This window comes from Dialister sp. (assembly GCF_036343215.1).
GTDB lineage: Bacteria > Bacillota > Negativicutes > Veillonellales > Dialisteraceae > Dialister.
Genome location: NZ_JAZASU010000057.1, coordinates 1 through 10,945, shown reverse-complemented (window position 1 = coordinate 10,945; position 10,945 = coordinate 1). Strand labels below are relative to the sequence as shown.

The window sequence follows — 10,945 nt, the reverse complement described above, 5'->3', positions numbered from 1 at the left end:
TAGAGTGCCTCAAAAACCGGTCAAAACTACTAAAATTTACTCCGAACAGGGTGAATAAGGCCCTATTTCCTTTAAACGCAATAGCGAAATTTCGATGTGGAAGCACTTTAGCAGCTGTTAAGTTAATGATATTGCTGCTAACTGCTAACGGCTAACGGCTAATCCCTATTTCACAAGTTCTTTCTCCCGCAGGAATTCATCCAGCATTTCTGCTGTATCCATGATGAGCCCGGTGCAGTGATTGTGAAATTCCGGGGTCCCCGGGGTTTTCCTGTTCAGCACACGGCAGCAGGTGGCACCGAATTTCTTCTTGAACCGGTCATGGAATTCATGGACATAGGGATAAATATCGGTGAGCGGCTTTTCCTCCGGATTCACCCGTCCCGCCAGGGCGCTGATGATGAGGCAGGATCCTGTCAGGGCCCCGCAGGCGCACCCGGACCGGCCTATTCCCCCGCCAAAGCCCGAAGCCATGCGGATGGAAATCTCCGGAAGTTGAAGATTCAGGGTATCATTGAAAGTCTTCACCACGGATTCACTGCAGTTACAGCCTTCTCCATGGTATTTTTCTGCCAGTTCACGTACGTTTTCCATATTCATCCCGCCTTTCTGATGGAAATAAGCCCTCCTTAGCTGTATTGTACAGGAGTTTGGGAAGGAAATAAACAGGAAAGTGGAAGAAAACGGACTGCGGACTTCAGATTTGGGAATTCGGGAAGGCGGCGCCTTAAAATGATGCAGGCGCCTTTTTATTGGAAACCTTCTTCTTCGATGACCTTTGCATCGATTGGGGGCTAGGAGCTGTCGAGGCTCCCGGATGGCAGCGTAAATGCTCGGGCGCCGCAGCTATGAAAAATATGGTTCTGAAATAATAAAATATCACTGAATGGAAAGTGTAAAAATCACTGAATGGAAAGCACAAATATCACTGAATGAAAAGCACAAAAATCACCGAATGGAAAGCACAAAAATCACTGAATGAAAAGCACAAAAATCACTGAATGGAAAAAAATTTCACCGAATGAAAACCGAAAATTCTATTGAATGGGAATTGGGTAAATAAAACATTTTCCCCAAAAGGAATTTTGCAGGTCGTTTCTGTACCGGAAAAGATGAATCCCTGTTTTTATACTAATTCTGATAAAGGTTCCGGGAACCTGAACTTCGGGCAGTATTCCTTTACAAAGCTCTATGAATCCGTGCTATCATTGAGATAACAAACATTTTTTATGAGGATGTGCGATAAGAATTGTGCAGGCCGTCTCTTGACATATTCATTGAGGCAGTCGGTCTTACAACTCGCCTGTGCAAAATCCCCATAAAAATTCAGCGGCCGGCAGGCCGCCACCTTCCCGACTGCCCCGATACCCCCGACTGCCCCGACACTCCCGATTCAAAAGTGTCCTGGACTTTGATTTTTCATTTCGTTATTCAATACACAAGGTGATATTCATGGAAGAAAATTCTCTTTTTGCCCGGACCGTGCCCCAGCCTCTGGCGGCCCGGCTCCGGCCTCAGTCCCTTTCCGAATATGTGGGCCAGACCCATCTTCTCGGCCCGGGAAAGGTGCTTCGCCGCATGATTGAAAGCGATACGATTTCTTCCATGATTTTCTGGGGACCTCCGGGGGTGGGGAAAACGACGCTGGCCCGGATTATCGCCAATCATACGAAATCGTCCTTCATCGATTTTTCTGCCGTAAACAGTTCCATCAAGGATATCCGGAACGTGATGAACGAAGCGGAACGGAACCGGCAGTATGGCCTGCGGACCATCGTTTTCGTGGACGAAATTCACCGTTTCAATAAATCCCAGCAGGATGCGTTCCTTCCCTTCGTGGAAAAGGGAAGCATCATCCTTATCGGGGCCACTACGGAAAATCCGTCTTTTGAAATCAACAGCGCTCTTCTTTCGCGGTGTAAAGTTTTCGTCCTGAAAGGGCTCACAGAAGAGGACCTCATGGGTCTCCTCCGCCATGCCCTGACCGACGAAAGAGGCTTTGGACATGAAAAAATTTCCATCACCGGTGATATGATCCGGGCCATCGCCATTTTTGCCAATGGCGATGCGAGAACTGCCCTTTCCACTCTGGAAATGGTCGTTTTAAACGGAGACGTCAAAAAAGACGGTACCATCGAAGTTACCGAAGAAACCCTGGAACAGTGCACATCGAAGAAATCCCTTCTTTACGATAAAAACGGGGAGGAACATTACAATATCATTTCCGCCCTCCATAAATCCATGCGGAATTCTGATCCCGATGCGGCGGTCTACTGGCTGGCCAGAATGCTGGAAGGGGGCGAAGATCCCTTATATGTAGCCAGAAGGGTCGTCCGTTTTGCCAGCGAAGATATAGGTTTGGCAGACCCCCAGGCTTTGGAAGTGGCTGTTTCTGCCTATCAGGCCTGCCATTTCATCGGAATGCCGGAATGCTCTGCCAATCTTTCCGAAGCCGTTATTTATATGAGTCTCGCTCCGAAATCCAATGCTGCCTATGTGGCCTATGAATCGGCCAAACGGGATGCAGCGAAACATCTGGCTGAACCAGTGCCCCTGAATATAAGAAACGGAGTCACAAAACTCATGAAAGATCTGGGCTATGGCAAAAGGTACCAGTATGCCCACGATACGGAAGAAAAGCTGACCTCCATGCAGTGCCTCCCCGATTCCCTCCTGGGGAGGGAATACTATCAGCCCGCGGGGATGGGCCTCGAAGGAACGCTGAAAGAACGGCTGGCGAGGATTAAAAAGTGGAAAAAAGAGCATGAGAATGAGAAATAATGACCGTTTTCCAGGGGGGACTTTAAGACCGAACCACTTTTGAATCGGGGTTGTCGGGAGAATCGGGACTATCGGGAGTCGGGAAGGATATGGTTCACTTCGTGAACCAATTGATATAGTGCGCTTCGCGCACGACCTTTGGCCTGTAAATGTGCTGAATTTGATTCTGCACAGGCGGTGGCTCTGCATGAGCGGCCTGTACCTGTATTCCCTGCCGCACCGGGACCTGTATTTCCAAACGAGAGACTATCTGTATTCCCGGCCCCGCGCGGCAAATAGAGAAAGCGCAGTGTTTTTCTCTGACGGGCAGTGGTTGACTGACGTGTGTACTTCTGAGCACTAAAAACTAAGCACTACCAACGTCACTTCTATTCCGCAAAAATGAAAATTTTTCAATTTTGCGGAATAGAGGTGTTCCTAAAAATAAATCATATACAACATGTAGTCGTGAAATGAGTGATTTCCATGTTTGATATCGAAAGTAAAATCTTCCGCCGTCATCACCCGGATTTTGAAAAGCTTCTTTCTTTCGGATTTGTGAGGGAAGAGGGCGGCTATACTCTCCGGCGGGAGTTTATGGAGGGCGATTTCTGCGCGGAGCTCCATATTTCCGAAGAGGGAGAGGTCGAGGGGAAGGTCTTCGAGTCTTTTTCCGGGGAAGAATACAGAAATATCCGTATAGAGACCATGGATGGGGCCTTTGTATCCGAAGTGAGAGAAAAATACTGCGAACTTCTGGAAGAAATCCGGGAACGATGCTTCGAAGAAGACGTTTTCACCGAGCCCCAGGCGAACCGGCTTGCTGCCTGGATTCAGAAGACCTATGGGGTGAAAGTGGAATTTCCCTGGAAAAGTCTGGAAGAATACGGCGTCTTCCGCCATCCGGAAAGTGACAAATGGTTCGGTATCGTCATGTACCTTCCGCGGAAGAAAGTGACCGAAGGGGAAGGAAAGACAGATATCATCAATAGTAAGCTCAGCACCGAAACGATGAAAAAGGCGCTTGAAATGGATGGCCTGTTTCCTGCTTATCATATGAATAAGAAATACTGGGTGAGTATCCTTCTGGATGAAACGGTATCTGATGAAGCGCTCCATTTCCTCATTTCCGAAAGCTACCGTCTCGTCAGCGGGCGAAAGGGGAGGGCGCCCAAGGCCGTCCCTGAAAAGGAAGGCCCGGAAACCTGGCTCATTCCGGCCAATTACTACTATTTCGACGTAGGCGCTGCCTTCCGGAAAGAACCGGAAATCCTCTGGAACCAGCGGACCCATGTGAAAAAAGGCGATCTCGTCTACATCTACATTACAAAACCGGTGGCCGCCATCTGCTACAAATGTCTCGTCACCGAAACGGACATCCCCTGCGATCTGGAAGGCCATGGAAAACAGAAAGTAACAAAAGAAATGAAAATCCGGCTCCTCAGGATTTTTGAACCGGAAAAATACCCCAGATCCTGGCTCGAAAAACAGGGCATCACGAATATACGAAGCGCCATGAAAGTGACGGGGCGGGTGGAGTTCGAATAGCCGTTAGCTGTCAGCAGTTAGCAGTTAGCTTTCCCGGGAGCAGCTTTTGAGTCGGGATTGTCGGGAAGGTAGCGGCCTGATGGCCGCAGAATATATATGGGGAATGTACTCAGACGAGTTTGAAAAGCCCGTACAGCAGAAAAGAATTGGGAATTGGGGTTGGGGATTAGGGAAGGTGTCAGCGCTGATGCGCTGACAAATTTATATGGGGCTGTGCACAGGCAGGGGGTGAAATGCCCATTTGACTCATAGGGTTTCATCGTTGAAACTGACGGATGGAAATCGCGGTAGAAATTTACATGTCGATATGGACACAAATGATTCCATGCGTCCCTCCCGCGTCCGGGAGGGTGCCCAAAGGGCAGGAGGGGCGTACAATCTTACAAGTCGGAAATGAAGAAAAAGATTCATGCGTAACGTAATCAGTTTTGAGCTTTCCGTATTGTTGGAGTATCAGTTGTCCACCGGATTATCTATTTTCAGCTTTCGAAGCAGAGTGCGTCAAAAGTTATTCGAATAAAAGTCAGGCCACTGCTAACTGCGAACTGATAACTAAAAAAGGAGTGATTCCCATGAAACGAAAAATCCTGACTGCCATTTTAGCTCTTTCCTGCGTATTTCCTCTTTCTGCCCTGGGTGCAGAAGAGGTAAAGGCCATGATGCCTCCGGCTCCCTGGATTCGGCCTTATATTTTAAACGGGCGAAATGAAATGGAAGCGGAGCTGGTGAGCGGTCTCTATGGAAATAAGGATTTCGCCAAGTCCTATCCGAAAGGTACCTATACCCTGATCCGTGTGGCTCCGGCTTCAGGAGGAGATATCATCGTGCGCATGTCTTTCCGCCGTGGACCGGGAAAACCTTTCGGGGATACCAGTTTCCTCGCCCACAGGACCGGGCGGTATACCTATGAAGGAAATGGAGATGGCTTTACCACGTCCATTGAATTCAGGAAAAATACCATTTCCTTCACCCGGCGGCAGTCAAATGGCCGTTATTCTATTCGGGGTAATCAGTCGGAAACCGCTTTCCGCCTCTCGCCGGAGGATTTTACCTATGTGCCCCTGCCGAGACGGTACGTACCGATGGCAAAAAATGGACCTTCTGAAATGATGGCGGCAGAAGCAGATTCCGCTCAGAAGTGACAATTGAATGGCAAATGAAAAAGGTGAGCATCCGGTGAGATGCGCACCTTTTTTTATTCCGGAAATAGGGACAGGGAAAATCCGGGCAGCATCCGGGGAGAGCAGGGGGATTTTTATGGTACGGATAATTTTCCGAAAGTATTTTAAAAACGCAAAAATAATATGAAAATTTTACGAAATAAAGCATCGACAAAAATGGAAAACAAGAGTAAAATGGGTGTTATAGAAAGGAGGAAATAGAAAATATAACGTAACTGAATGGAGTAGTTGTTCATGGAAGGGTGGAGATAAGAATGGAATTTAAATTTTCAGAGACAATGATTCGCACCTGGATCGATGAAAATACAGGCGAAATGCGGATGAGCGCGCAGACCGCAAGAAGCAGGAGACCCCTTTTGCATACCGAGGTTCTCGGTCTGGTGCAGCTGATTCTGACAAAAACTGAACAGGAAAGAGCGGCTGATAAGCTGCTGGCCATGGATGGGGAACCGCAGGTGACCTTCCGGTTCACGTCCGGCGGCAGAACGATCCATGATATGGATCCCGGCATTTTCACGGATCCTTACTATGAAGCGGCGATGGAAGAGGCGGAACCGGGCACCTTGGAACGGGAATTTTACGAAAGCCTTCCGGAATCGGCCGGAATCGATACAGAGGAGTGCCTGGAACCGAAAGAATATAAGGACGATCAGATCGTACTGGACGAAGGAACAGTAGACCTCAGCAAATTTATCAGCCGGTTTGCCCTGGATCAGGATGATGACCTGCACCGCTTCCGCTTTGCTCTCCAGTATGTGACAAATATTTCCGATGGAAAGTATAAAGAAGGCAGAGCCTTCGAGCTGGACGACGTGCTCACGGCCAGGGAAGCCTCAGAAATGTGGGGTATCGCGCCAACCACCCTCATTTCCGCTTTTGCAGGACAGAAAAAAGGAGATAAGAAAATCAAATCCCGCTTCAATTCCTGGGAATGCCGGCAGTCCGGTGCCACCTGGCTGGTGACGAAGACAGGCATGCACCGGGTTTACGGAGAATCCCTGGTAGAAAAACTGGATCGGCTGATGAAAGGACTGGACGAAACCGAAGAAAAAATCGAAAAAGTGAAGGAAAACGAACCGGAAAGGAGGGCGTCTCTGGAACGGGAACTGGATAAGAAAAAAGAAGAAGCCCGGAAAGTGGTGATGGATGCAAGGGATCTTAAAATCATCCGCGCCGCCCTGCTGCGGGAACCGGAGCCCGAAGTATGGAAGCAACTGCACAGTCTGGAAGACAGGCTGGGAATCAGGCCGATTATCCACAAAGAACGGAAAATTATACGTACTGAAAATTGAATATGGATGAAGGGAGCTGCCTATGAGCAAAATCGTCGTTTCGAAAGGCCATGACGTTCTTTATTTCTACCTTCAGGAAAAAGAAGGACTTTATTTCCTCTTTTCCCAGAAATTTTCAAAGGGGGTCTGGAAATTCTTTGAGAACGGGCGGTATGAAGCAGAACTCCTGGCCTTCCATGACTGGAAACGCAATCCGCGGCTGAACAAAACCATCGAACGGATTCCCGGGGCTATGCGGTATGTGCGCAGGTATGTCATGGCGGCGTAAGGATGGATTGTCTGAAAGGAAATATATGGACGAGATTATCAGAAAACTGGACGAAATCATCGAAAACAACCCGAAACTGAACAGCTGGGAGGCGGCCAGAAAAGCGCTGGCCCTGCCCCGCGGCCCGCTGCTTCCGGAAGACCGGAAACGGCTGGAAAAAATTCATACTTATTTATACCTTCACTCAGACGGCCCCGCACCGGCGGCGCGGAAAAAACCGGTGAAGTACGGCTTCCACAGGGAAGGGGATAATACAGAGTGGTACACGTTACAATGAATCCGTTCCCCATCCATACAGTGAATTAAAAAAGGGCGGTGCCTATGGAAGAAAGCCTGGAAGAAAAAATGAAGAAGAATAGGGAATTTGAAGAAAAAATCGTGGTCCGGATCCTCTCCTGCAAAGATGGGACCGTGAGCGGTTCGGTGGATACAAAGCTTGACGAAAATGAAGCAGCCACCTGCCTTGCCTTTGCCCTCTGCTCTCTCGCCGGCCTTACACCGGATGAATTCCCGAAAGGAATCGATGAAATCTACAACTGCCTGCAGAAAATCCGCAGAGAACGGCAGGCGAAACAGCTGATCAGAAGAGATTACGCTATCAACTGAAACAATCCATAAAAAAAGCCCGTCATTCCATTGGATGGCGGGCTTTTTTATTGGAGTTTTCAATCATTTCCCCGATTCCCCATTATCCCCGATGTCTGGCTTTTCAGGAAGAATGGATTTCCAGTTGATCGGCCCATTAACCATTAGATATTCCCCATTCCCCGTTTCCCGGACCGGATGGGCCACTGCTAACGGCTAACGGCTAACGACTAACGACTAACGACTAACGACTAACGACTAACAGCTTTTTTATATTTCTTGACACCCATCAATTCTTTTTCAATAAAAAGCGGGTATACTGCAGTCAGAACGAAGAAGAAAGGACTGAGAAACATGAATCAAAACATATTCTCCCTGGCCCGCGAAAACCCGCCCATTCCGGGCTGCACCATTTCGCGGAAACTTTTTGAAAATGACGAGGCCTGCAGCCTTCTCTTTTCCCTGGCGGAGGGGACGGGCATCAGCGATACGGCCTATGAAAGAGAGCATTTCTTCTACCTTCTTGCAGGAAAGCTCACCATCCATCAGGGGAAAGATTTCCACTTGAAAGCAGGGGATTTCTACCTGGCAGCGCCCAAAGAAGAACTGAACGTAAAGGCGGAAAAAGACGCCATTTATATGGAAATCGGATTTAAAAAGGAGGATTTCACCATGAATACCATCAACGAAAAAAACATTTTTGCACTGAAGGATCTCGTACCCTGCAGCGAAGGACGGATCATCAACAGGAACCTCATCGATACGGAAAAAGTTCACTTTGCGGTCCTTTCCCTTGCAAAAGGCACCTCCCTTCCGGAACACGCCGCCCCCAGGGATGCCCTCCTCTTCAGCCTGGAGGGGGAAGGACTCATCACCAGAGAAGGAAAAACCTATATCCTGAAAGCAGGAGAAAATTTTGCCATGAAAACCGGCGACCGTCACAGCGTGAAAGCAGAAAAAGATTTCAAATTCGCCCTGCTCCTCACAGAAGAATGATCCTGTTACGAAAAAACTTAGTAAACTGACTTTTTTCGTAATAGAGCAGAAAGCATTCCTTGATTAATTCAGAAATTACAGCTATAATTATTACGAAAAAACTTAGTAAACTGACTTTTTTCGGAGTAAAGCCATGGAAATCGCAAGAAATCATTATCTGAATGAACTGATCGACAGGAAAGAAAACGGCTCTATCAAAATCATTACCGGTATGAGACGGACCGGGAAATCGTACCTTTTATTTCATATCTATTTCCGGTACCTTCAATCTTTAGGCGTAAAGGAGGACCATATCCTCCGGATACCTCTGGATGATGATGACTATGAGGAGCTGCGGGAACGGCATGCTCTCAGCACTTATATCAAAAGCCGCATCATCGATGAAGGAATGTACTATATCCTCCTGGATGAAGTCCAGTTTTGCGAAGGATTTGAAAGCGTGCTGAACGGCCTTTCCCGCAGGGAAAATCTGGATATCTATGTGACCGGCAGCAATTCTAAATTTCTTTCCTCCGATATACTGACAGAATTCCGCGGCCGGGGAGATGAAGTCCGGGTGTATCCGCTGACCTTTGCCGAATTTCTCCCTGCTTTTGGAAATGACCAGAGAAAAGCCTGGCGACAGTACCTCACCTACGGCGGCCTGCCTCAGATTCTGACACGGAAGACGGACGCCCAGAAAGCGCAGTTTCTGTCGAATCTCTTCAAAAGCACCTATCTGAAAGATGTGGTAGATAGAAATCATCTGCGTGGAAATACGGTGCTGGGCGATATGGTGGATATCCTTGCCTCCTCTGTAGGCTCATTGACAAATCCCACCAAACTGTCAAATGCCTTCCGCTCCCATGGGAGTCCGGTCAGTGATAAGACAATTGCTGCTTACCTCTCCCTTCTGGAAGATGCTTTTCTGATTGAAAAGGCAAAACGATATGACGTCAAAGGAAAACGCTATATCCATACGCCCTGTAAATATTATTTCACCGATACGGGCCTTCGAAATGCACGGCTCAATTTCCGGCAGTATGAACCCAATCACCTGATGGAAAATGTCATCTACAATGAACTTCTGGTCCGCGGTTACAATGTGGACGTAGGCATTGTAGAAAAATATGGAACCGAAAATGGCCGGCAGACCGTAAAATCGCTGGAAATTGACTTTGTATGCAATCAGGGAAGCAGCCGGTACTACATCCAGTCCGCCTTTACCCTGCCCGATGCGGAAAAAATGGCACAGGAAACGGCCTCTCTGGATAGACTGAATGACTCTTTCAAAAAAATCGTGGTCGCAGGTGATGATATGGAACCCTGGCATAACGATAAAGGCTATCTTTTTATTAACATTCTCGATTTCCTGCTGGATCCGGACAGTTTATACCGGTAACCGTAAAAATCCCGGCCCCATTTTTACGGCCGGGTCCCGAAAGGAGGACCTATGCATCATTGCGCACAAGCGGTGCCCCTTTTCCGGGGACTTTCAGAAGAAAACATTCTGGAAATAGAAGGGCTCCTTCACGAGAAAACTTTCGGGAAAGGGGAGACCCTTTATGAAATGGAAAGTCCCTCCCTCCTCATCATCGCCTCCGGAAGCCTGGGCGTCTATCAGCTCTCTGAAAACGGGCGTCAGCAGCTCCTGCGCATCACGGGCCCGGGAGACTATGTGGGAGAAAATATCCTCTTCGGGGCGGTGAATGAGAGTATCTACGTGGAAGCGAGAGCGGAAACGAAAGTGTGTATGCTTTCGCAGAAAGATTTCAGGAACCTCCTCCTTGAGAAACCGGAGCTTTCCCTGAAACTCCTCGAAATGAGCGCCAGACGGATGAAAGACCTGGAAGACCAGGCCCGTTTCCTCCTCATGGAAGACGTGGGAGAAAGGCTTTCCACCTGGCTTCTTTCCCATTCCGCAGGGAAAAAGGAAATCACCATCCCTATGAAATGGAAAGACCTCGCCGAATACCTCGGCACCACCCCCGAGACTCTCTCCCGGAAACTCAGGAAAATGGAAAATGAGGGAGCCATCAGGAAGATGGGAAGAAAAGTGACTATCGTCGATGAAGCAAAGCTGTCAGCCGTTAGTTTTTAACGATTAGAAATAAAAAACCTCCCGCGCCATTTCGGCCGGGAGGTCTTTTCGTAGAGGAATTGGGAATTAGGGATCAGGGCAGGTGGGGGTGTACAAAAATAAAAATCATTATTTAAAAACTTTAGGGGAAATAGTTATCAGTTATTAGTTATCAGTTCGCAGTTATGGTGGCCGCATTTTTATAGGTGAGGCGGCCCTTTTATATAATGATTTAAACATTCTCCAAGAGCATTGT

At 48.1% G+C, this 10,945-nt stretch carries 11 protein-coding genes; 10 read left to right on the top strand and 1 reads right to left on the bottom strand.

Annotation, left to right across the window (positions count from 1 at the left end; genetic code table 11):
• Nucleotides 1-165 precede the first annotated feature (165 nt).
• Nucleotides 166-594, bottom strand: a complete 429-nt coding sequence (locus tag VZT47_RS07570) for a C-GCAxxG-C-C family protein (RefSeq protein WP_330224364.1) — start codon at nt 592-594, stop codon at nt 166-168.
• A gap of 858 nt (nt 595-1,452) precedes the next feature.
• Here VZT47_RS07570 and VZT47_RS07565 point away from each other — a divergent pair.
• From VZT47_RS07565 to VZT47_RS07520, 10 genes are all read left to right on the top strand, one after another.
• Nucleotides 1,453-2,781, top strand: a complete 1,329-nt coding sequence (locus VZT47_RS07565; protein WP_330224363.1) for a replication-associated recombination protein A — start codon at nt 1,453-1,455, stop codon at nt 2,779-2,781.
• A 465-nt stretch (nt 2,782-3,246) separates the two neighbouring features.
• Nucleotides 3,247-4,308, top strand: coding sequence for an MmcQ/YjbR family DNA-binding protein (locus tag VZT47_RS07560; RefSeq protein WP_330224362.1), 1,062 nt, complete (start codon nt 3,247-3,249; stop codon nt 4,306-4,308).
• Nucleotides 4,309-4,880: 572 nt separating this feature from the next.
• The gene (locus VZT47_RS07555; RefSeq protein ID WP_330224361.1) at nt 4,881-5,450 is read left to right on the top strand and encodes a hypothetical protein; all 570 of its coding nucleotides are present in this window, start codon (nt 4,881-4,883) and stop codon (nt 5,448-5,450) included.
• Nucleotides 5,451-5,743: 293 nt separating this feature from the next.
• Nucleotides 5,744-6,781: a helix-turn-helix domain-containing protein gene (locus VZT47_RS07550; protein ID WP_330224360.1), complete on the top strand. Its 1,038-nt coding sequence runs from the start codon at nt 5,744-5,746 to the stop codon at nt 6,779-6,781.
• A 22-nt stretch (nt 6,782-6,803) separates the two neighbouring features.
• Entirely contained in the window at nt 6,804-7,049 is a 246-nt protein-coding gene (locus VZT47_RS07545) for a hypothetical protein (RefSeq protein WP_330224359.1), read from the top strand.
• 25 nt (nt 7,050-7,074) lie between these two features.
• On the top strand, nt 7,075-7,326 hold the full coding sequence (locus VZT47_RS07540) for a hypothetical protein (RefSeq protein WP_330224358.1): 252 nt from the start codon (nt 7,075-7,077) through the stop codon (nt 7,324-7,326).
• Between the two features lie 44 nt (nt 7,327-7,370).
• Nucleotides 7,371-7,655: a hypothetical protein gene (locus tag VZT47_RS07535; RefSeq protein ID WP_330224357.1), complete on the top strand. Its 285-nt coding sequence runs from the start codon at nt 7,371-7,373 to the stop codon at nt 7,653-7,655.
• Nucleotides 7,656-7,988: 333 nt separating this feature from the next.
• A complete protein-coding gene (locus VZT47_RS07530) occupies nt 7,989-8,630 on the top strand; it encodes a cupin domain-containing protein (RefSeq protein ID WP_330224356.1) in 642 nt (213 codons plus the stop codon).
• Between the two features lie 133 nt (nt 8,631-8,763).
• The gene (locus VZT47_RS07525) at nt 8,764-10,011 is read left to right on the top strand and encodes an ATP-binding protein (protein WP_330224355.1); all 1,248 of its coding nucleotides are present in this window, start codon (nt 8,764-8,766) and stop codon (nt 10,009-10,011) included.
• 51 nt (nt 10,012-10,062) lie between these two features.
• Nucleotides 10,063-10,710: a Crp/Fnr family transcriptional regulator gene (locus tag VZT47_RS07520; RefSeq protein WP_330224354.1), complete on the top strand. Its 648-nt coding sequence runs from the start codon at nt 10,063-10,065 to the stop codon at nt 10,708-10,710.
• Nucleotides 10,711-10,945: the final 235 nt, after the last annotated feature.

Bases quoted from the DNA above. Each gene is read 5' to 3' on its own strand.
- VZT47_RS07570 (WP_330224364.1), bottom strand. From the start codon at position 594: ATGGAAAACGTACGTGAACTGGCAGAAAAATACCATGGAGAAGGCTGT.
- VZT47_RS07565 (WP_330224363.1), top strand. From the start codon at position 1,453: ATGGAAGAAAATTCTCTTTTTGCCCGGACCGTGCCCCAGCCTCTGGCG.
- VZT47_RS07560 (WP_330224362.1), top strand. From the start codon at position 3,247: ATGTTTGATATCGAAAGTAAAATCTTCCGCCGTCATCACCCGGATTTT.
- VZT47_RS07555 (WP_330224361.1), top strand. From the start codon at position 4,881: ATGAAACGAAAAATCCTGACTGCCATTTTAGCTCTTTCCTGCGTATTT.
- VZT47_RS07550 (WP_330224360.1), top strand. From the start codon at position 5,744: ATGGAATTTAAATTTTCAGAGACAATGATTCGCACCTGGATCGATGAA.
- VZT47_RS07545 (WP_330224359.1), top strand. From the start codon at position 6,804: ATGAGCAAAATCGTCGTTTCGAAAGGCCATGACGTTCTTTATTTCTAC.
- VZT47_RS07540 (WP_330224358.1), top strand. From the start codon at position 7,075: ATGGACGAGATTATCAGAAAACTGGACGAAATCATCGAAAACAACCCG.
- VZT47_RS07535 (WP_330224357.1), top strand. From the start codon at position 7,371: ATGGAAGAAAGCCTGGAAGAAAAAATGAAGAAGAATAGGGAATTTGAA.
- VZT47_RS07530 (WP_330224356.1), top strand. From the start codon at position 7,989: ATGAATCAAAACATATTCTCCCTGGCCCGCGAAAACCCGCCCATTCCG.
- VZT47_RS07525 (WP_330224355.1), top strand. From the start codon at position 8,764: ATGGAAATCGCAAGAAATCATTATCTGAATGAACTGATCGACAGGAAA.
- VZT47_RS07520 (WP_330224354.1), top strand. From the start codon at position 10,063: ATGCATCATTGCGCACAAGCGGTGCCCCTTTTCCGGGGACTTTCAGAA.